The 21,212-nt window shown below is 43.0% G+C and carries 18 protein-coding genes; 1 reads left to right on the plus strand and 17 read right to left on the minus strand.

The annotated features are described in order from the left end of the window. Positions 1-32: 32 nt before the first annotated feature. From ABD873_RS01660 to ABD873_RS01675, 4 genes are all read right to left on the minus strand, one after another. The gene (locus ABD873_RS01660) at positions 33-662 is read right to left on the minus strand and encodes a YceI family protein (protein WP_039054306.1); all 630 of its coding nucleotides are present in this window, start codon (positions 660-662) and stop codon (positions 33-35) included. A gap of 100 nt (positions 663-762) precedes the next feature. After that, positions 763-2,088, minus strand: coding sequence for a UDP-N-acetylglucosamine 1-carboxyvinyltransferase (gene murA / locus ABD873_RS01665; protein ID WP_039054307.1), 1,326 nt, complete (start codon positions 2,086-2,088; stop codon positions 763-765). Between the two features lie 87 nt (positions 2,089-2,175). Continuing rightward, positions 2,176-2,784, minus strand: a complete 609-nt coding sequence (locus ABD873_RS01670; protein WP_410528275.1) for a DUF4290 domain-containing protein — start codon at positions 2,782-2,784, stop codon at positions 2,176-2,178. A 128-nt stretch (positions 2,785-2,912) separates the two neighbouring features. Further along, positions 2,913-5,189 (minus strand): ATP-dependent helicase, encoded by a 2,277-nt coding sequence (locus ABD873_RS01675; protein WP_345063783.1) that lies wholly within the window; start codon positions 5,187-5,189, stop codon positions 2,913-2,915. A 121-nt stretch (positions 5,190-5,310) separates the two neighbouring features. On the opposite strand from ABD873_RS01675, the gene ABD873_RS01680 reads away from it, so the two are divergent. Continuing rightward, on the plus strand, positions 5,311-5,988 hold the full coding sequence (locus ABD873_RS01680; RefSeq protein WP_345063786.1) for a M15 family metallopeptidase: 678 nt from the start codon (positions 5,311-5,313) through the stop codon (positions 5,986-5,988). 12 nt (positions 5,989-6,000) lie between these two features. Here ABD873_RS01680 and ABD873_RS01685 read toward each other — a convergent pair whose 3' ends face one another. The 13 genes from ABD873_RS01685 to ABD873_RS01745 all read right to left on the minus strand — a co-directional run bounded on the left by ABD873_RS01685 (position 6,001) and on the right by ABD873_RS01745 (position 21,209). Continuing rightward, entirely contained in the window at positions 6,001-7,506 is a 1,506-nt protein-coding gene (locus ABD873_RS01685; protein ID WP_345063789.1) for a M14 family zinc carboxypeptidase, read from the minus strand. Next, the gene (locus tag ABD873_RS01690; protein ID WP_345063791.1) at positions 7,503-8,555 is read right to left on the minus strand and encodes a S66 peptidase family protein; all 1,053 of its coding nucleotides are present in this window, start codon (positions 8,553-8,555) and stop codon (positions 7,503-7,505) included. Before ABD873_RS01690 ends, ABD873_RS01685 begins: the two co-directional genes overlap by 4 nt. Next, positions 8,555-9,889, minus strand: coding sequence for a dihydroorotase (locus ABD873_RS01695; protein ID WP_345063794.1), 1,335 nt, complete (start codon positions 9,887-9,889; stop codon positions 8,555-8,557). Before ABD873_RS01695 ends, ABD873_RS01690 begins: the two co-directional genes overlap by 1 nt. A gap of 132 nt (positions 9,890-10,021) precedes the next feature. Then, complete coding sequence (locus ABD873_RS01700; protein WP_039054071.1) at positions 10,022-10,651, minus strand: gluconate 2-dehydrogenase subunit 3 family protein; 630 nt, start codon at positions 10,649-10,651, stop codon at positions 10,022-10,024. 11 nt (positions 10,652-10,662) lie between these two features. After that, positions 10,663-12,087, minus strand: coding sequence for a Gfo/Idh/MocA family protein (locus tag ABD873_RS01705; protein ID WP_345063797.1), 1,425 nt, complete (start codon positions 12,085-12,087; stop codon positions 10,663-10,665). A 16-nt stretch (positions 12,088-12,103) separates the two neighbouring features. After that, the gene (locus tag ABD873_RS01710) at positions 12,104-13,795 is read right to left on the minus strand and encodes a GMC oxidoreductase (RefSeq protein ID WP_345063800.1); all 1,692 of its coding nucleotides are present in this window, start codon (positions 13,793-13,795) and stop codon (positions 12,104-12,106) included. 35 nt (positions 13,796-13,830) lie between these two features. Next, positions 13,831-15,075, minus strand: coding sequence for an MFS transporter (locus ABD873_RS01715; RefSeq protein ID WP_345063803.1), 1,245 nt, complete (start codon positions 15,073-15,075; stop codon positions 13,831-13,833). A 31-nt stretch (positions 15,076-15,106) separates the two neighbouring features. Continuing rightward, positions 15,107-16,018, minus strand: coding sequence for a hydroxypyruvate isomerase family protein (locus tag ABD873_RS01720; protein ID WP_345063806.1), 912 nt, complete (start codon positions 16,016-16,018; stop codon positions 15,107-15,109). 5 nt (positions 16,019-16,023) lie between these two features. Further along, positions 16,024-17,037: an FAD:protein FMN transferase gene (locus ABD873_RS01725; protein ID WP_345063809.1), complete on the minus strand. Its 1,014-nt coding sequence runs from the start codon at positions 17,035-17,037 to the stop codon at positions 16,024-16,026. A gap of 4 nt (positions 17,038-17,041) precedes the next feature. After that, the gene (locus ABD873_RS01730; protein WP_345063812.1) at positions 17,042-18,355 is read right to left on the minus strand and encodes a Gfo/Idh/MocA family protein; all 1,314 of its coding nucleotides are present in this window, start codon (positions 18,353-18,355) and stop codon (positions 17,042-17,044) included. A 44-nt stretch (positions 18,356-18,399) separates the two neighbouring features. Further along, positions 18,400-19,413 (minus strand): formylglycine-generating enzyme family protein, encoded by a 1,014-nt coding sequence (locus ABD873_RS01735; RefSeq protein WP_345063815.1) that lies wholly within the window; start codon positions 19,411-19,413, stop codon positions 18,400-18,402. Between the two features lie 97 nt (positions 19,414-19,510). Further along, entirely contained in the window at positions 19,511-20,425 is a 915-nt protein-coding gene (locus ABD873_RS01740) for an AEC family transporter (protein ID WP_345063819.1), read from the minus strand. A 166-nt stretch (positions 20,426-20,591) separates the two neighbouring features. After that, positions 20,592-21,209 carry a hypothetical protein gene (locus ABD873_RS01745; protein WP_052258572.1) on the minus strand — a complete coding sequence of 206 codons (618 nt, stop codon included), beginning with the start codon at positions 21,207-21,209 and terminating at the stop codon, positions 20,592-20,594. Positions 21,210-21,212 lie beyond the last annotated feature (3 nt).

Here is a 21,212-nt window from a genome sequence, read left to right on the forward strand (position 1 = left end):
ACAGAGCCTTTGTTTATAGTAGAAAGACAAAATTATTTATTCGCTACCACATTCACTTTGAAATTGATTTCTTTAGAAATCAAGTCATCTTTTTTGCCTTCATAAGTTACCCCCCAATCTTCACGGGCGATGTTGAAATCTGCTGAATATTTTACTGTATTATCTGTAACCTCTTCAGCTTTAGCGTCAAAAGTGATATTCTTAGTTATACCTTTGATAGTCAAGTTGCCTGACACCACTAAATCTGAAGGTGTAGCACCAGCCTTCACCTCTGTAATTTCGAAAGAAGCCTCAGGGTACGTTTCTACAGCAAAGAAATCATCAGCTTTCAAGTGGCCGTCCAATTTTTCTTTCCACTCACCTTCCAAATCAGTGGAGCTGATAGTGTTCATATCCAACACAAATTTACCTCCCTTGATAACGCCATTCTCTACAATGACATTACCTGACTTGATGGCTACCGTTCCTGTATGAGAGCCAGTAACCTTAGTTCCTGTCCACACCACAGAAGATTGAGCTGTGTCTACGGTAAATGCATCTCCTGAAACTTGATTTTCAACAACTACAGAGTCTTTTGTATCAGCTTTTTTCCCTTCCGGATTTCCGGCACATGAAGCTAAAACTAGGGCAGCCGTAGCTGCTAATAATGTAATTTTCCTCATCTTCGATTTCGTATTATTAATAGTTTGACTACCAATAATAAAAATAATATTGTTAATTCTTATCGTATTACAAAATAAATAACATTAAGACGACAATTCCTTAATGACTCAAGGGCTGCGCTTCTATACGCTTGATATCTGCACCCAAGGCTCTCAAACGCTCTTCGATATGTTGATATCCACGTTCGATCTGCTCAATATTGAAAATCGTTGACTTTCCTTGCGCCGAAAGGGCAGCAATCAACAAAGAAACACCGGCACGGATATCCGGAGAAGACATGGAGATACCACGCAGCTGCGTCTGCTTATTCAATCCGATTACCGTTGCTCGGTGTGGATCACAAAGTATGATCTGTGCGCCCATATCGATCAGCTTATCCACGAAGAAAAGGCGGCTTTCAAACATCTTTTGATGAATCAACACGTTACCTTTGGCCTGGATAGCTGTCACCAGAACTATACTCAACAAGTCAGGGGTAAAACCTGGCCATGGGGCATCCGAGATAGTAAGGATAGATCCATCGATGAAAGTGTCTATTTCATAGTGATCCTGCGCAGGAATATAGATATCGTCACCACGAAGCTCCATTTGGATTCCCAAACGCTTGAAAACGGAAGGAATAATCCCCAATTGGTCGTAGCACACGTCTTTAATCGTAATTTCCGATCCTGTCATCGCTGCCATACCGATGAAAGAGCCAATCTCAATCATATCGGGAAGCATGCGGTGTTCTGTACCGCCCAGACGCTCCACCCCATCTATGGTAAGAAGATTCGAACCTATACCTGATATTTTGGCACCCATACGGTTCAGCATCTTACACAACTGCTGCAGGTAAGGCTCACAGGCCGCATTATAGATCGTTGTAGTTCCTTTGGCTAATACTGCCGCCATCACGATATTGGCTGTACCTGTAACAGAAGCTTCATCCAAAAGGATATAGGTACCTTTCAAGGCGGAAGCATCCACATTGAAAAACTCATTTTCTGCATCATAAACAAACTTAGCACCGAGTTTTTCAAAACCTAAAAAGTGTGTATCCAGACGGCGACGCCCTATCTTGTCACCTCCCGGCTTAGGGATGGCAGCTTTGCCAAATCTCGCCAAAAGCGGTCCTACGATCATGATAGAACCACGAAGTCCTCCTCCCTTCTGCTTAAATTCTTCCGAAGTGAAATAATCTATGTTGATGTTCTTAGCCTGGAACTCGTAAGTATCTTGGTTGACTCTGTTGACTTCCACTCCTAAAGAAGCAAGCAAGTCGATCAGCTTGTTCACATCTTTGATGTCAGGCACATTGCTGATGGTCATCTTCTCTTCGGTTAACAGTACAGCCGACAAGATTTGCAACGCTTCGTTTTTCGCTCCTTGAGGAATGATCTCTCCCTTTAATCGCTTACCGCCATGTATTTCAAATGCATTCATAGACAATGGATGTTTATTAAACGAAATAAGTAACCAACTTTAAGATTAGTTACTTATTTCTACCAAATAACTAGTTATTAAAGCTACTTATTTCTTGTGGTTGTTATTCTTTGTTTTCTTTTTATCGTTTTTCTTCTTCTTGTTGCCTGCCGCCTGTTGCTGGTTTTTATTGGCAGCCTGCGTATTCTTCACACGGTTGCCCGGAGGCGGCGTCTTGAATTCAAGCTTCGTAAGTACCGTATCTTCCGGCAAGATAAGCTGCCCTTGGGAAAGCTCTTTAAGGTCTTCGATAATCTGTTGGTCAGTGACAGAATCCTTATTCCATGTCACATAGGCCATTTTCATAAAGTTGGCGATACCCAACGTCATTTTAGCCTTGCTCTCCTCGTTGGTCATGGAGATAGCCTTCTTGATCATCTCCTCGACAATGAAGCCGTAATGCTTGAAACGAATCTTGTGCTGCGGATAAGGCAGTGGCTCCGGCTTATGACGCACCTCATCTCTGGTAGGAATAGGATATGGTGAATCCACATCAATCTTGAAGTCAGAAATGATGTAAAGGTGGTCCCAAAGTTTATGTTTAAAATCGGCAACGTCACGAAGATGTGGATTGAGCACCCCCATCATGTCGATGACCACTTGTGCCAATCTGTTACGTTCTGCTCTGTCCGGCACCGTACAAATATATTCTACCATATTTTGTACGTTCCGACCATATTCGGCCAAAATTAATTTCGGACGAGTACTGTTGTAATCAAAATTCATATATGATATTAAACGTATTGTTAACGTTAAGTTCTTATTTTGAGATAAAGATATAATTATTAATCAACTATTCTAAGTTTTGCAAATTTAAGTAACAATTGTTTCTGTCCCAACTCCTTGAAGAAAATAGTTGCTTTCATGTTGTCAGGATTAGTACCTTCTAAGTTAACAACCTTACCAAAGCCAAAACGCTGGTGTTCCACTTCCATACCTACCTGTATTTTACGCATATCCGACGGTGCAAAGCCCGGTGTAGGGATGTGCGCCTTCGGCAGGATGGCAGTAGTTTTTACCGGTTTAGGCTTAGGCTTACTGAACATATCATCCCCCTTAGTCTGCCAAGCTATCCTATCTGTCTTGAATGACCCTTCGTCGGCATGCATAGCTCTAGGCTTGAAATCCAAGTCCAGATAGCGTGGATCTAGCTCATCCAAGAATCTACTAGGCTCGCAGGTATTGAGCGTTCCCCAGCGGTAGCGTGACGTAGCATATGAAAGATGCAGTTTTTTCTCAGCACGTGTTACCGCAACATAAAAGAGACGACGTTCCTCTTCCAGCTCGCTACGTGAGTTCAACGACATCTGTGACGGAAACAGATTTTCTTCCAAGCCGACGATAAATACCACAGGAAACTCCAATCCTTTCGAAGCGTGGATGGTCATCAACGACACTGTATCCGCATTAGGATCTTTGTCGTTGTCGTCGTTGGTCAGCAAGGCCACATCCTGAAGGAATACGTCCAACCCCTTCTCTTCGATATCTTCACGTTCGGAAAACTCTTTGATACCGTTCAACAACTCCTGTATATTTTCATAGCGTGCAAGACCTTCGACGGACTTGTCCTCATACAAGTCTTTCAAGATACCGGAATGCTGTGCAATGTGCATCGCTGTGTCGAAGGCGTTGGAGCGGTTTGCTACAGCCTGAAAGCTCTGAATCATCGTAGCAAAATTCTGAACGGCGGTAGCACTACGTCCATCCAAAAACATCTGTGCATTGGCGACCACATCCCATAACCGGTACTGATTACGGTCTGCAGCCACGATAATCTTCTCTATGGTTGTATCACCTATTCCACGACGTGGATAGTTGATAATACGCTTTAGTGCTTCCTCATCATTCGGGTTGAATGTCAGTCGGAAGTAGGCTATCAGGTCCTTGATTTCTTTGCGTTGGTAGAACGATGTACCTCCGTACAGCTTGTATGGAATATTCAATTTACGGAGAGCCTCCTCTATGGCGCGGGACTGCGCATTGGTGCGATACAGGACAGCAAAGGACTTAAAATTCAACGATTTCAAAGCCTTTTCCTGTAAGATAGCCTCAGCAACCAGTTTTCCTTCCTCATTGTCGGAGAAGGCACGTACCACCTTTATCTTTTCACCTTCTTCATTTTCGGAGAACACGTTCTTCTCCAATTGATTTTTATTGTTGGCAATGATGCTGTTTGCTGCATTGACAATAGTCTTTGTCGAACGGTAGTTCTGTTCCAACTTGAATACCCTAACATCCGGATAGTCTTTTTGGAAGTTTAAAATATTCTGAATGTTAGCACCACGGAAAGCATAGATACTTTGTGCATCATCTCCCACTACGCATATATTTTCGTGTACTGCAGCCAGACGCTTCACAATAAGATATTGCGAAAAGTTGGTATCCTGATACTCATCTACCATCAGGTACTTGAACTGATGCTGATATTTGTGCAATACCTCTGGATATTTGTTCAACAACACGTTGGTTTTAAACAACAGGTCATCGAAGTCCATCGCGCCAGCGCGGTAGCAACGCTGGGCATAGGTCATATAAATCTGTCCCATCTGTGGACGTCCGTTTTCGCGGTCTTCCGCCAGCAAGGCTTCATTTCTATTGTACTCCTGTGGAGATATCAAGTTGTTCTTGGCAGCAGAGATACGACCATACACATAGTTGGCATTATACAGCTTATCGTCCAGATTCATTTCTTTCAAAATGGCTCTGATTAAGCTTTTAGTATCGTCCGTATCATAAATGGTAAAATTCTTCGGATAACCTATAAGCTCCGCCTCTACACGTAAGATACGTGCAAAAATAGAGTGGAACGTACCCATCCATATGTTCTTTGCTTCGGCTCCCACCACATTCATGATACGCTCGCGCATCTCCTTGGCTGCCTTGTTAGTAAATGTTAGCACCAGAATGTTGAATGGATCTACGCCTTTACGAATAAGATGGGCTACCCTATAAGTGATTACACGTGTCTTTCCTGAGCCTGCCCCCGCCACTATCATCACCGGACCTTCGGTTTGCTCGACAGCAGCGCGTTGGGAAGGGTTTAATCCTGCTAAATAATCCAAATTTATTACGCTTTTTATCCGTTAGAAAATCGAGGTAAAAGTACAAAATTATAGCCAAAAAATTATGAACCGAATGTAATAATTGGGCTTTTTGCTAACTTTAAAAACAAAACCTAATCTTATGAAAAAATTAATAACAATACTATTATTTCTTTGCGCCACACAGGGATTTGCCCAGCAGCAAAAACAGCTACCTGTCGGCTTTACCTATATTGACAATCATATTCCTCATATAGCTTATGACCTTCGTTACCATGGTTCTCATAACTTCGTAGGACGCAGAATAGACGGTTATGAAGCCAACAAACTTATCCTTACCGAAAAAGCAGTGATGGCATTGAAGAAGGTGGAAGCCGAACTCAATAAAGAAGGATTAGGACTCAAAGTGTTTGACGCCTACCGACCGCAGCGCGCCGTAAACCATTTCAAACGTTGGGCCAAAGATATCAAAGACACACTGATGAGACGAGAATTCTATCCACAGGTAGATAAGCGGGACCTGTTCAAAAAAGGATTTATAGCCTCCCGCTCAGGACATAGCAGAGGCAGCACCATAGACCTTACCATCATCCATCTTAACACCAAGGAAGAGCTAGACATGGGAGCGCCTTTTGATTTCTTCGGTGAAGAATCTGCCCACGGATATGTCCACCTTACCACACCACAAAGGAACAATAGACTCAAGCTTCGTAAAATAATGGAGAAACATGGATTCCGAGCCTACGAAAAAGAATGGTGGCACTACACCTTGCACGATGAGCCTTTCAAAGACAAATATTTTGACTTTCCCATAAAATAAAAAACAGAGTGCTTAATGCACTCTGTTTTTTATTGGAATATTTCTGTCGAAGTCTTTCGTCAAATCTATCAGGTAGCCATTAAGGATGGCATATTTGAGATTTCCGTTCCTATCACCGATATAGAAGCTGGCCATACCACCAAAGTCGGGGCTCATAGGCAGATAGAAGGTCGACTGCGTAAAAAGATGTATCGGCAGGTCGTGCAGTGCTTTTTCTTTCAGCACCTCTTCTTTTACCCTCACCGCCATTATTCCTTTTTTCAGCAGTTCGAAGGCCTGCTCTTGCGAAAGAGAAGCAGCATTTAGATAATTTGTGTAATCCACCTTTCCTCCAATAAACTTTAACCCCTCCGCCTCAATTTCTTCATAACCGAAAGACTCTTTCAAGTCTCCTATATCTTCTACTCTTCCACGTACATAATAATCTCTTCCTACTGTGGTCTCTCCTCGACGTATAGCAAGATCTGTTTTAAAGGTAGTAGAATCTGGTCCTATTTCTATATTTCGGATGACGATATCATGCATTTGCGAGACGTTAAAAGGAATTTCCTCGTACTGCTTCTTGTCGAACCGCGCATAGCTGTCCTCCGCAATTTGAATTAAAGCATTTAGGATAATGATAAAGTTTAGTTTGCGTATCTGCTGTTTTTCCGGATCACCTTTCATTCCTCCCGATTCGATCAACACTGTACTGGCATCCCACGACTGGAAGTTATCCCCAAATCCACGAGGAGTATAGGTATCATCGTATTTTGCTACCGCATTAGGAATATACTGCTGTAGAATCTCATTCATTCCTGCTGCCAGCTTCATAGCATTCTCCCGCACGGGATTGATTTCACGTGACTCATTGTATGCCGGTGCCAGCAACGCTATTCCTACGGGATTCTTGGTGTTAGGAACGTTATAGTAGATACTCTGGTCATGCAGATTGAAACCATATTGAGGAGCTATAGCCTTCGCCCTAGCACGCAGCAATGCCCCTTCGGCCGTTTGTCCTGCTCGGGCGTCGCGGTTCATGTCAATACCTTGAGCTGTTCTACGCTGGAAGCGCTCCGCACCATCCGGATTCAACATAGGAATAAAATGGATTTCAAGGTTTTCCTTCAGCAAAGAGCGTATATTATCATACTCATCTCCCTTACTTCCCAGAAAGTTAAATAGGTCGAAAAGTGCCATTGTAGCCGTAGGCTCATCGCCATGCATCTGCGACCACATCATAACTTTTTTCGACCCCTTACCAAAAGTAACCTCATAGATAGCCCTTCCTTCAAAAGAACGGCCTATCTGTTGTATCCCCAGCTGTCCTCTTTTTTCATGCTCTTTGATGAGGGAGTCTACTTCATGATGTTTGAAGCGACGGTGTCGCAAGGCCGGCTCCTGAAACCTGTCATATATAGCGTTAAATGTAGCAGTATCAATTTTCATGTGGTCGTCTTTAGTCGCCGAAGTTGTCTTTGCCTCATGACAAGACACATTCAACCCGGCCATACATAGAAGAATAATCAAACTTTTCATAATAACGATTTCTCTAGATATTCTATCCTACCATTTGTTGCGTCCATGCGTACTTTGACACCTACGGGCATCAAAAACTGGTCCGAGATATGTCCTATCACCGCACCGCTATAGGCAGGAATTCCCAAAGGCTTAATATAATCATTAAGCATCTGATCCAATGTAAGAGAACCGTATCCTTGAACCGGACCACAATTGGTACATTTTCCGAAAATAAATCCTTTTATCTGCGACAAGATTCCCGAGTTGCGTAGTTGACAGAACATGCGGTCCAAACGTTCCGATTTTTCATCAATCTCTTCGGTAAATAAGATAGCGTCTTTGAAATCTGGCAGATAAGGTGTCCCACATAGTCCCGTTATTAAGGTGAGGTTACCTCCGAGAATGATACCTTCCGCCACTCCCGGCGTTATGGTCTGTATTCTATCTTTATACTGAATGATGGTATTATCCTTTTTTACGGGATTCTCATATACGGCAAGTTTATTTTCCATAAGCTGTTCCTTGAAAAGCTTTGCCGTATAATTTGTCCAGGTGCTGCTGCCTACCGCACCATGGAAAGAAACCAACCCTACTTTAGCATAAAACGCCAGAATAAGAGCGGTGATGTCGCTATAGCCCAAAAGCACTTTCGGATTACGGCGAATCAGCTCGTAGTCGATGTAAGGAAGTAGTCTGGAAGCACCATTACCTCCTCGGATACAAAGTATTCCCTGCACCTCATTGTCGGCAAACATACTATGTAAATCTGCCAAGCGTTCCTGATCTGTGCCGGCGAGATTGCCATAGCGGGAACGTATATATTTACCTTCTTTGACTTTAAAACCAAAATAGGCCAACACCTCTTTGGTCATCGTGATGGTTTCTTCTTCCGCCAAAGCTCCTGCAGGGGTAATGATACCAATGGTATCTCCTTCCTTAAGCGTCCTTGCTTTCAGCACACCCTTGACAGCCGATGCCGTGTCAGCGACAGCTTGTGCTGTACGATGCGAAATCGCCAGACTTCCTAACCCCAGTCCCAGCGATTTTAAAAATGTCCTCTTGTCCATTACCTGTTAAACAATAGTCTATGTCCTGAACCGACTTCAATAATTTTACCTTCGGAATAAGCCAAGTTGCCCGAAACAATAGTATGTTCAATAGTGGATGCAAAAGTGTGCCCTTCAAAAGGAGACCATCCACATTTCGAGAGAATATTCTGTTTGGTCACCTGATAAGGTTTATGCATATTTACCACCACCAAGTCGGCCCAATAGCCTTCACGGATAAATCCGCGTTGTTCTATCTGAAAGCAGATTGCCGTATTGTGGGCCGTCTTCTGTACCAGCTGTTCTAGCGTCATCTTGCCTGCATGAACCATATCCAACAGGGCCAATAGAGCATGCTGTACCAGCGGCCCCCCCGATGGGGCTTGAAGATAGGGCTGCTGCTTCTCTTCCAAGGTATGTGGTGCATGATCGGTAGCGATCACATCTATATGACCATCCAACAAGGCTTCAAGAATCTGCGCACGATCCTGCGCTGTCTTCACTGCCGGATTCCACTTTATGAAGTTCCCTTTTGTTCTATAGTCTTCGTCTGAAAACCATAGGTGATGTACACAAGCCTCTGCCGTTATTCGTTTCTCCGACAAGGGTGTGGTATTATCAAAAAGTTGTGTTTCCTTTCCTGTAGAAATATGTAGAATATGAAGACGGGTATTGTTTTTCTTGGCCAAATCCACCGCTTTGGAAGAAGAAAGGTAGCAAGCTTCCTCCGAACGGATTAAAGGGTGCATGTCTATCGTTACAGCGTCTCCGTACTTATCCTTATAGTAGGCGAGATTGCGGCGTATGGTAGCCTCATCCTCACAATGGGTAGCGACAAGTGTAGGAGCATTACGAAAGATATTTTCTAATGCTTTATCATCATCTACCAGCATATTCCCTGTAGAAGAGCCCATGAAGACTTTAATACCGCACACATCGCGTGGATTGGTTTTCAAGACCTCCTCAATATTGTCATTTGCTGCCCCCATGAAAAAGGAATAATTGGCAAGAGAGGTGTCCTGCGCTATATCGAATTTATCTTGAAGTAGCTTTTGGGTCAACGTGTTCGGAACAGTGTTAGGCATCTCCATGAAAGAGGTGGTACCTCCTGCCACTGCAGTCCTACTTTCCGTAAAAATATTGGCTTTATAGGTAAGTCCTGGCTCACGGAAATGCACCTGATCATCAATCAGCCCCGGAAGGACATACTGTCCCTCACCATCAATAACCTTATCGGCATTTACATTTATGCTTGTATCGATCTTTTCTATGCGGCCGTTTTTGATGAAGATATCCTGTACTTGGATTTTACCTTCATTGACCACATGAGCACCTTTGATAATAATAGAAGACATTTTTAGTGTTTTGATGAGAAAAATAACTTATACAAACATAGCAAATAGATATATTACTTTTCATCAAATATTGTTAATAACCATATCAAAAATCAAAGGACGACATTGCATGTCGTCCTTTGTGAACAAGCTTTACACAAAACGTTTGTCTCCCGGCTTGTACGGATAGTCCCCATCATATTTTCCCGGGATTTTGACGTAATTCAATGCTTTTGTCAACGCCAACTCCGAGTTGAAGTACCCTAAAATTGTCGTTTCTTTGAACATAGAAAACCAATGTTTAGGTTCTAGTTCTAACACTTTATACGGCTCGTTTTGTTTAAGCTTATTCTTTTCGATATAATCTTTCTCTTTTTCTGCTTTCTGTTTGTTGTATTCTGCAGCCTCTTTATCCAAAGCTTCCGCTACATCGGTACGTTCTTCCAAGGTAAGGTCGGCAAACTTCTTGCCTTTCACCTCCATACATTTTTTATCCAACGTATTGAAGCCGTCGATAAAGGCTTTTTGCTCTTTTTCGTTATAGCAATCGCGTACCATCACCGGAATAAAGCTACCCACGCCCGCCTCTTTGGCGCCCGGTGTGGAAGTAGGTGGTAAAATAGCATCGGCAAGGTCACCGATACGGTCTATCATATCTTTTTCAAACAGAGCTGCTACACTTTTGGTAGCCGGGCGGGTACACCCTTCCAAAAATAAGTTGGCCCCTACGATAGAACCACCTAATATCATCGCAACGCGTTGTAGTGCCTCTCTTCTATTCATCTTTATCAGTATTAAAATGTATAGTTAACTTCCCAACCTGGGCGATAAGTACGTTTAACAAACTGGTTCACTTCGTCGAAGTTAGTCACACGCATATTGTCGTTATCCCAGATCAGCTTTTTACTTCTTCCCGGATATTTGCCGTCCACCTGAAGGTCTACGCCACGGATGGCTAAGTTAGCCATTAATAAGGCTTCAGTCAACGGTCCAGCAATTTCGAATGGCGACGACATTTCCATATTTCCGTAGCCTGCAATACATCCTTCCACCCATTGTGCCCAGTGACCGGAAGCACCGCCTTTGACGCGAGGATATTTTTCTTTCACGGTCTTGTATGTTTTGCTTGTAGGCAATAAGCGTGGATTTTCAGCGTAGGTGTCTGCCAACAACTTACCTTTAGTACCGATAATCAGGATACCGTTTCCTTTACCGCCAAACTCTTCATTTGGCTCCAACTCATCCGGTCTAGGTGGCTGTATACCGCCATCCATCCAGTGCACTTTAACGTCACCTTTTGTTTTAGGGGTTTTAGGGAAAGTCATAGTCACCGAACTTGACGGAGGACAAGACTCTGGGAAATAACCTCTCTTGAACTCATCGACATATACAGTTCCCACACTTGCCTGCACGTCTTTTACATATTGTAAGCCGTAGATACTGAAAGGAGCTTCTAGGTTGTGACATCCCATGTCACCTAACGCTCCGGTACCGAAGGCCCACCATCCTCTCCAATTGAATGGCACCAGCTTTTCGATATAGTCTGTATACTGAGCTGTTCCCAACCATTTGTCCCAATCTAAGGTTGATGGTACAGGAGCCTTTTTGGAAGGCCATGCTATACCTTGCGGCCATACAGGGCGGTCTGTCCATGCATAAATCTCTACCAAATCACCGATAAGGCCGGCATCAATCCATTCGCGCATCTGACGCACCCCATCTCCCGAAGAACCTTGGTTACCCATCTGTGTCACCACTTTATAACGCTTTGCGGCATGAGTCAACACGCGGGCTTCCCATACATCATGGGCAAGAGGCTTCTGCACATACACGTGTTTTCCCAATTCCATGGCTGCCAATGCCTGAATCGCGTGGTTATGGTCCGGCGTAGAGATGGAAACCGCATCGATATGCTTATGCTCTTTATCCAGCATTTCCCTAAAATCCACATAAAACTTGGCTTTAGGGAACTTTTCTACTGTTCCTCTAGCACGTGCAAGGTCTACATCACATAAGTAAGCGATATTGGCCTTACCACTTTTATAAATATTGTTTACATCACTACCACCCATTCCACCTACACCTATTGAAGCCACATTCAACATATCGCTAGGAGCTCTGTAGCCTTTGCCCCCTAAAACATGTCGCGGAACGATGGTTATTCCTGCTGCAGCCACTGCTGCCTTTTTTATAAAGTCTCTTCTGCTGTTATTCTCCATTTTTTATAGTTTTTATTTACAGGTTACCTTTTTTCAATTCACTTACGGCAAAGTCGGCAGCGCGGGCCGTCAAAGCCATATAGGTCAACGAAGGGTTAACACATCCTGAAGATGTCATACAAGCCCCGTCCGTAACGAATACATTTTTACAATCCCAGACTTGGTTATTGCCGTTCAATACGGAAGTTTTAGGATCTCTACCCATGCGGGCTGTACCCATCTCGTGGATACCTTGACCGAATCCGTATACATTGTCATAGACTGACACATTTTTAACACCAAGCTGCTCGAGCATCTCCTTCATTTCATATTGCATGTCATGACGCATCTTTAACTCGTTTTCTTTGATTTCTGCGTCAATAGCCAATACAGGAAGCCCCCACTTGTCTTTGGTGTTCTTGTCAAGTTTCACGTGGTTTTCGTGGTAAGGAAGAATTTCTCCAAAGGCACCGAAAGAGACGTTCCAATGATCTCTCAAGCCACAGAGGGCATCTTTGAAGCTACCACCCACCTGTCTTTCTTCTGCCGACGCATAGCCTCCATTGCGGGAAGCACTACCTTGATAGCCGAAACCTCTGACATAGTCTCGTTTTTTAGGGTCTCCTTCCACGTTAACGAAACGCGGTACATACAAGCCATTAGCTCTTCTACCATACACCTGCTTATCCAAGTGGTCTTCCACAATACCGCCAGCACCACAACGGAAGTGGTGGTCCATAAGGTTGTGACCGAGCTCACCACTGCTACTGCCCAATCCACCTTCCCAGATATCGGTAGCCGAATTCATCAAAATCCAAGTAGAATTCAGTGCGGAAGCACATAGGAAAATCACTTTTGCATAATACTCATACGTTTGGTTTGTTTCGGCATCCAACACTTCCACACCTTTAGCCTTCTGGGTGTCCTTATCGTAAATGATTCTTGTAACGATGGAATAAGGTCTCAATGTCAGGTTTCCGGTTTTCACTGCTGCCGGCAAAGTTGAAGACTGGGTACTGAAATATGCCCCAAAATTACATCCCAACCAGCATTTGTTTTGGTATTGACAGTTTACACGTCCGTTGTGAGGTACCGTGATATTAGCAGTTCTACCGATGATGAAATATCTTTTTCCATCATAGAGCTTGCGGATACGTGCAGCCAAGTCACGCTCGATGACGTTCATCGGCATTGGAGGAAGGTAATCACCGTCCGGCAAGGTTGGTACTCCGTCGCGGTTTCCCGAAATTCCGGCGAACTTCTCCACATAGCTATACCATGGCGCAATATCTTTATAGCGTATAGGCCAATCCACACCGTGGCCATCACGTAAGTTAGCCTCAAAATCCAAATCACCGAGGCGGTACGACTGTCTTCCCCACATGAGGGAACGTCCTCCTACATGATAGCCTCTATACCAGTCGAAACGTTTGATTTCCACATAGGGACTTTCCTTTTCATTCACCCAGAAGTCCAAGTTTTTCTCATTCAGCGGATAGTCTCTCCTCAACACAGGATAGTCTTGAATCATCTGCTGTGTTCGGCCTCCGGCATGAGGGAATTCCCATGGGTCTTTTGTTGTCGCATGATAGTCCTTGATATGTTCTACATTACGACCTCTTTCCAACATTATGGTTTTCAACCCTTTTTCGGTTAATTCTTTTGCTGCCCATCCCCCACTAATACCTGAACCTACTACTATAGCATCATAAACATTGTTCTCTACCATCTTTTTAACCTTAAGATTTATAATTAGTAATACATTTATTTTACGTTAGCCGATATTTTCTCGTTTTTGAAGAAAATAATAAATATGATCATCACAATGAAAGCTATGGCTGCTGGTACTATCCACAGCTGATTCCAGAATGCAGGAATGCTGGAAGACTTCACCTCAGCATACATATCGCTCACATAACCTGCAACCCAGAAGCCTATAAGTTGACCTAAGCCGTAGGTTGCCAACGTGATAAGTCCTTGTGCCGCACTCTTATGCTGTAAACCTGCCTTAGAATCGGTGTAAATCTGTCCCGACACGAAGAAAAAGTCGTAACAGATGCCATGAAGAGCTATACCGATAATCAACATAAAAGCCAGTTCGCCAGGATTACCGAAAGCAAACAGCAGATAGCGCAAGGCCCAGCACAACATACCTACAACAATGGTATTCTTGAAACCAAAACGGGTAAAAAACACAGGAAGCAATAATAAGCACAACACTTCAGAAATCTGTCCTATCGTCATCTTACCCGTAGGGTTAGACATCCCCACCTCCGTCAAGAATTGATTAGCATATTGGTAATAGAATGCCAGAGGGATGCATATAAGTACTGAAGAGACCACGAACACTAAAAAGTTTCTGTCTTTCAATAGTGCGATGGCATCCAACCCTAAAATCTGTGATATAGTTTTCTTCTCTGCTCCTTCCACCTTCACCGGAGGTGTTTTTGGCAGCAGGAAGCTAAACAAGCCTAACACCAATGACGCTACCGAAGCCAACAAAAAGGTATTTCTAAGCATACCCTGCCCTATAGCTTCTTCCGTATCCCACTTGAAAATATAACTTATAGACATTCCCGCTACAATCCATCCTATGGTGCCGAAAAGACGTATGATGGAAAATTCCTTTTCTGGATTGGTCATCTGACGGAAAGACACCGAGTTGACCAACGACAAGGTGGGCATGAAAAGAATCATATAACCCAACACAAAAGGAAAAAATACCGCTATGGTATCACTGGAATAAAGCTTATACATCAGAAAAGCTCCTATCAAGTGAAGTATTCCCAAAATCCTCTCCGCATTAAAATAGCGGTCTGCAATCAATCCGATAATAAATGGCGCTATGATAGCTCCCCAAGATTGTGTAGAAAATACGTTGGCAGTTTCCAGCCCTGTAGCGTTGAGCGTTTTGCTCAAGAAGGTTCCCAACGTAACGAACCAAGCTCCCCAAATGAAAAATTCGAGGAACATCATGAAAGATAATTTTGCCTTCGTAATTAAGTTCATATGTTTATAATTGATTATCTATACTTCTAATTTAAAAATTATCAGCTTCCCTGTAAGCAGCTACCAACAATTTTTCTCCCTCTACTCCGGATTGAGACATGCCATGTTCCATTCCCACGATACCTTTATACCCTTTATTATATAGCCACTTGAATACATTTTTATAATTAATCTCACCAGTAAAAGGTTCCTTTCTGCCTGGATTATCCCCTACTTGGATATAAGCGATCTCGGACCAACACAATTCCAAATTGTTTATGATATTACCTTCGTTCTTCTGCTGATGGTATACATCGTAAAGAATCTTGCAGGAAGGGCTGTCCACAGCCTTACAAATCTCATAAGCCTGATCCGTATATCGCAAAAAGAGGTCAGGAGTGTCACTTAACGGTTCTAATACCATCGTAATGCCGTGCGGCTCAAAAATCTCAGCACCACGCTTCAAGGCTTCCACCACATTGGCGGTCTGTACCCCTAAAGGAAGATGACGCGCATAATCTCCCGGCACTACCGTAACCCATTTGGCATTGACACGCTTGGCTACCTCTACAGACTGGCGACATCCGTTCAGAAAAATTTCTATATGTTCCTTTTTGTTGGCTGCTAAAGTATTTTGTCCATTGCCTCCTTTGGGAACGACAAAAACCCCCATACGCATTCCCAATTTAGCCAACAGCTCTCCTATTTTGATTTGCTCTTCAACACTACGCCCCGGCATACCGTTGTCTTCGATACTGCGAAATCCCAGGTCGTACATATATTTTATCTGATCCAGAAAATTTTTCCCTGCCGAGGCGGAAAACATTCCCTGATGTGGAGCATAATCCAATTTAAAAGGTTTATTGTCAAGAACTTCCCAGTTTTCAGCACTGGCTCTCCGGCTTGATAAAAGAAGACTTGAAAGTATCAAACCCGAGTTTTTTATAAAGTCAGTTCTTTTCATAATTATCAATTAGGTTTATGATTGATGTTATAAATATAATTATTAAATCCTGAGCTTTGCAATTCTTTTAACTCATTATTTTCTTCATAGATAATATACGCTTCCACCTCTTTTTGTTTCTCGACAAAGGCTATCGCTTCCTCTGGCGGCAGAAACATTAGGTAATTATCTAAGGCATCGGCCTGCATAGCTGTCTTCGCTATCACGGTCGCACTTATCGTCGTATTCTGCACAGTACGCCCAGTGGCAGGGTTTATATGATGCGAAATATGTTGTCCATCAGTCATTCTATACTTTTCATAATTTCCGGACGTAGTAATAGCTCTGTCCTGTAACGTCACGATATAACCTTCCTCCGAATCACGATACGGTCGTTGTATGCGTACTTTAAAACTTTCGCCATCAGGTTTGACACCATAAGCATAAATTTCCCCTCCCAATTCGATAATAAATCGATTTACCTGTTTGTTTTTAAAAAAATCGGCTAGAATATCTACCGTATAACCTTGAGCAATTCCATCCAATACCAAGGATACCTTAGAAGCCCTTTTTATTAAACGGTTACCTTTAAGTAATATTTTATCTATGCCGACAAATTTTCTTACACTGTCAATCTGTGTAGAGGTAGGTTCCTCCATCTTTTTTTGAGGACCAAATCCCCATAAGTTCACAAGTGGTAGTACCGTGATATCAAAAAATCCCTTAGTGAGCTTATTATATTTCAAAGAAGCACGTATCACCTTCTGCATATGGATATCCAAAGACATTTCCTTGGTTTCCTCTTTATTGAAAAGGCTAATTTTTGATTCCGCATTATAGATAGACATAGACTGGTCAATGACGCGCAGAAGGCTATCCACCTGATATCTCCGCACCAGACTATCGGCAGCATAATATCGAATAGAATAAGTGGTTCCTTGGGCAAAGCCCTGAAGATTAAACTCTTCCACCGGCGGGTTAGGGTTCGCCCGGATTCCACTTGCACATACAGCTATGACCAGTAGTATTACGCTTTTCAACACATTATATATGTTTATCCGTGTTAACACCTGGAATCGGAGCGGCATACATGCCATTTTCATCAGGCATGACTTTAGGATTAGCATTCCAATCGAATTTTTCCGGCAGCAGATCCACATTCGACTTCAATGCTTCTTCCCACTTGATAACCTTACCGGTGTAGCAAGCTGCCCGCCCTATAATTCCTGTCAGCGAACTGTAAGCCCCGTATTCCGTATTGTTAAACTTATATTCTCCTTTGGCTATTGCCTCAAATAGTTCCACATGCTCCTGGCGATAAGGGTTAGGATTACCCTGTGGATCGTGTCTATAGATTTCGCGACCTTTATGGTCCCACAAGATAGCCTGTCCTCCCGCCGAAAGATAGATACGTCCTTTCGTACCTTGGAAAGTCTCATCGACCCTATTGAAGGAACCTTCAAAATGACAGCACTGACTGTTGATTACTGAGCCATCATCGTATGTAAGTTCCACGGAAAAATTGTCGTAAATCTCTCCATAGTCTTTACCCACACGGTGAGCTCGGGACCCTACTCCCTGTATCGACACCGGATATTTACCTTTTATCCAGTTTGCCACATCAATATTATGGACATGCTGCTCTACGATATGATCACCGCAAAGCCAGTTGAAGTAATACCAGTTGCGCATCTGATATTCCATCTCGGTCTGTCCCGGTTTACGTGGCCGTACCCACACCCCTCCACTGTTCCAAAACACCTGTCCTGCCACGATATCGCCTATGGCTCCTTCGTGCACCCTTTTTATTCCCTCACGGTAGTTATATTGATAGCGACGTTGTAAGCCCACCACGACGTTCAGCTTTTTCTGCTCAGCAATCTTTCCGGCTTCCAACACACGACGAACCCCCGGAACATCTACAGCTACGGATTTTTCCATGAAGACGTGCTTGCCTTGTTTTACTGCCTCTTCAAAATGTATTGGGCGGAAGCCCGGAGGCGTGACAAGCAATACCACATCGGCATCCTTAATAGCGTGTTTATAAGCATCAAAGCCTACATATCTACGGGATTCAGGAACATCTACCTTGTCGCCAAATTTTTTAGACAGGTTGGTATAGGCTTTATCCAGATTATCTTGAAACACGTCAGCCAAAGCGACAAGCTTCACGTTCTGGCCGGACTGCAATGCATCAGAAGCAGCTCCCGTCCCTCTGCCGCCACACCCCACCAAAGCGATCCTGATGACATCACTTCCTCCCGCAAAAACAGAAGAAATATTGGAGGTCGACAATGCTGCCGTTCCCGTCAGCACCGAAGAAGCCTTAATAAATTCTCTTCTATTACATGATTCCATAGAAAAATATAATTTTAGGTTTATAGGTTATTATTGCGTTGATGTTAGAAATCTTCAATAGGTTCTTTGTCGTAATAAGCCTTAATCTCCTCTGGCGACGGCGGAACCAAAGGCCGTACGATTCTCAAGCCGACAAAAGGAGCTTCTGGGAACCACCAGTTTGACTTGGGAACCTGCGGATCCAGCTGTTTCCACTCCGGATCGGAAAAAGATCGGGCAGCCGAACGCAGCTCTTTTGCATCACTACGAAACGAGCCTCCTCTTACCACATGAGGATAAAGCTCCGTAGGCTCTGCCACAGGATTCTTAGCTTTCTTGCCTGCAAACTGCTTGTAAAAATCGGCGTGATATTGATCATAAGTCCATTCCGCTACATTGCCAATCATATCATAAAGTCCGAAAGCATTGGGCTTTTTCTGTCCAACAGGATGCGTCTTTTGTCCACTGTTGCCCGCATACCAAGCATATTCGTCCAGCTGTTTGGCGTCGTCTCCAAAATGGTAGGCCGTCGTAGAACCGGCACGACAAGCATATTCCCATTCCGCTTCTGTTGGCAGCCTGTAAAATACCCCCGTGCGCACATACAGCCATTTGCAAAACTGAATAGCATTATAATGGGTCATCGCCAAAGCAGGATATCCCTCTTTGCCGAAGCCGAAAGTCATATCTAGATAAGGCTTAGTAGGTCTGGTCACCGCATCCACTTCTACCGGAACCTGCCCTTCTTCCTGTTTGGATTTTTCGTAATCTTTATAGAGAAAGGCCTGAAACAAATCCCACGTGATTTCATAGGTACTCATCCAAAAAGGATCTAACTCTACCTCATGTGCAGGAGCTTCATCCCCCTTTTGCGAATGATTATCCCCCATAAGAAAGGAACCACCCGGTATCGCTTCCATACTGAAACTTAAAGGCGTACCTTCTATATACTGAACATATTTTTCGAAAGAAATATCAGAGGCCTTGGATTGATCTTTTTTGGAAATATGCTGAGCACTGACATATGTAAAACTGATGGATGCTGCAAAAAAATAAAAAAGAATCGGGTATGCCTTCATTTATCTCTATAATTGGTTGATAGCTAAACAAAATTAACTCTAAGATAAGCTATTAATCCAATTATAAAAATAAAAATGCTATAAGGTAACAACTAAATTACAAAAGTGTATTTATTACACTATACCAAGCAAATGAAAGCAAAATTCCTACTACGATGCTTACTCCTATCAAGGTGTTAGCGAATTTAACATTAAGGCCAAATTTTTCTATCACGATACTGGAAGCCACCAGACAAGGCATGGTCATCTCAAATACCGACACGCGAAAGAAATTGCCATGAAGCCCTAAGAGATAAACCAATAGCAAACATGCTGTCGGAGCAACCAACAGCTTCACAAACAACCCCGTATATAGCGCATTAAGTTCATGCGATATTCTTTTGAAGTTCAGCTGTATACCAATGGAAAATAAAGCCATAGGGCTTACCGTTGCCGCCAAACTGGAAAAGAGGTCGTGCAAAACAGGATGGTTTAAATATGCATGAAAAATTAGCGCTACAATACAAGCTATTAAAGGAGGAAAGGTGATAATTCTCTTAACGATATAAGTATATTTTTCTTTTGATGTCGAGAAGATGTTTTTGGTACTAGAAGCCAATAACACCCCAAATAAAGAAAGCAGAAAAAAAGTAACCTGATCGCTCACAATCGCTACCTTCAGGTACTCTTCTCCATAGTAACTGCTCACCAGCGGAAAACCTATGAAGGAGGTATTGCATAACCCTCCTGCGATTATCATCGTATATAAAGTCCTTTTGGAAAAATGCTGCCAGCGGTTCAACAATGAACACACAGCAAAAGAAATAGCAAAAGACAAAAAGGGAAGTATTGCCGTATATAGATAATCCAAACTCCATTCTATGGCAGGAATATACTTAAGTGCCACGGCAGGCAAGCCTACATAAATTACCCAAGTGTTTATAGCTAAATGTCCTCCCTTCTTAATCAGTTTCAGCGAACGAAAAACATAACCCAAGGTCAGGCAGAGGAAGATGAGTATAAAATTTGACATTATCGGTTTTGTTTAAATCTTCAATTTTAGACATCCATAGACTTGGAAGAGAATGGACATCACAAAGTAAGAGCACAAAGCAGGATAATCAAAATTTTATTAGAAAAGAATACAGCAAAAATGATTTTCGGATTATAAAAAAAGGACAACTTTCGTTGTCCTTACCTTATTGAAGTTTTTCTAAACCTTTACTTACCGATTTGGAAAGAGATTTTCCGAAATCTTTGTCTACCGTGATATATCCCGGATAGAAAAAGTTTTTGTTTCCTATTCTTACCGAAGGTTTAATTTTCAGAGCCAGCAGTGCATTACTTTTGCGGGTGAAGAGGTCGCTTAACAGTTTTTCGACGCCTTGCTCTTGCGCTACTCCGAAAAGATTAGCTCTAAAGGTCAACGGAACTATCATACTTTGTCCTTGCGCCAGATTGATATTTTCATTGACTGCCCCCTCGAAAAGCGGTTTACCACCGATTTCAATCAAATATTTAAACTCGTTGATTTTTGTTGTAGTAGTCGTCGGGTTCGTCATCTGCAAGTTTACTGTAGCTTCCAATGGAAGATCTTTGGTAAGTAAAGCTACCGCCAAGCCAGGCAAGCTGCTCAAAGATATTCCCCCATCGGCTTCGAAAGAGCTTATCTCTCGTCCCGCAATACGCATATTTTGCACGGAAGTGACATCGTAATTAAATTTGCTTAAAGCTTCCACCTGTGCTCGTTGGTTCAACGCACAACCACTTAACATCAAAACCAGCAATACCGCTACTGATAGTAATAATCGCTTCATATA

Origin of the sequence: Sphingobacterium thermophilum (assembly GCF_039541675.1) — a bacterium.
Classification (GTDB): domain Bacteria; phylum Bacteroidota; class Bacteroidia; order Sphingobacteriales; family Sphingobacteriaceae; genus Sphingobacterium; species Sphingobacterium thermophilum.

What these genes read in the sequence shown, in the direction of transcription:
- ABD873_RS01690 (WP_345063791.1), bottom strand. Translation starts at nt 8,555, where the DNA reads ATGGACAAGAGGACATTTTTAAAATCGCTGGGACTGGGGTTAGGAAGT.
- ABD873_RS01715 (WP_345063803.1), bottom strand. Translation starts at nt 15,075, where the DNA reads ATGAACTTAATTACGAAGGCAAAATTATCTTTCATGATGTTCCTCGAA.
- ABD873_RS01660 (WP_039054306.1), bottom strand. Translation starts at nt 662, where the DNA reads ATGAGGAAAATTACATTATTAGCAGCTACGGCTGCCCTAGTTTTAGCT.
- ABD873_RS01695 (WP_345063794.1), bottom strand. Translation starts at nt 9,889, where the DNA reads ATGTCTTCTATTATTATCAAAGGTGCTCATGTGGTCAATGAAGGTAAA.
- ABD873_RS01670 (WP_410528275.1), bottom strand. Translation starts at nt 2,784, where the DNA reads ATGGTAGAATATATTTGTACGGTGCCGGACAGAGCAGAACGTAACAGA.
- ABD873_RS01705 (WP_345063797.1), bottom strand. Translation starts at nt 12,087, where the DNA reads ATGGAGAATAACAGCAGAAGAGACTTTATAAAAAAGGCAGCAGTGGCT.
- ABD873_RS01730 (WP_345063812.1), bottom strand. Translation starts at nt 18,355, where the DNA reads ATGGAATCATGTAATAGAAGAGAATTTATTAAGGCTTCTTCGGTGCTG.
- ABD873_RS01720 (WP_345063806.1), bottom strand. Translation starts at nt 16,018, where the DNA reads ATGAAAAGAACTGACTTTATAAAAAACTCGGGTTTGATACTTTCAAGT.
- murA (WP_039054307.1), bottom strand. Translation starts at nt 2,088, where the DNA reads ATGAATGCATTTGAAATACATGGCGGTAAGCGATTAAAGGGAGAGATC.
- ABD873_RS01700 (WP_039054071.1), bottom strand. Translation starts at nt 10,651, where the DNA reads ATGAATAGAAGAGAGGCACTACAACGCGTTGCGATGATATTAGGTGGT.
- ABD873_RS01745 (WP_052258572.1), bottom strand. Translation starts at nt 21,209, where the DNA reads ATGAAGCGATTATTACTATCAGTAGCGGTATTGCTGGTTTTGATGTTA.
- ABD873_RS01710 (WP_345063800.1), bottom strand. Translation starts at nt 13,795, where the DNA reads ATGGTAGAGAACAATGTTTATGATGCTATAGTAGTAGGTTCAGGTATT.
- ABD873_RS01740 (WP_345063819.1), bottom strand. Translation starts at nt 20,425, where the DNA reads ATGTCAAATTTTATACTCATCTTCCTCTGCCTGACCTTGGGTTATGTT.
- ABD873_RS01685 (WP_345063789.1), bottom strand. Translation starts at nt 7,506, where the DNA reads ATGAAAAGTTTGATTATTCTTCTATGTATGGCCGGGTTGAATGTGTCT.
- ABD873_RS01735 (WP_345063815.1), bottom strand. Translation starts at nt 19,413, where the DNA reads ATGAAGGCATACCCGATTCTTTTTTATTTTTTTGCAGCATCCATCAGT.
- ABD873_RS01680 (WP_345063786.1), top strand. Translation starts at nt 5,311, where the DNA reads ATGAAAAAATTAATAACAATACTATTATTTCTTTGCGCCACACAGGGA.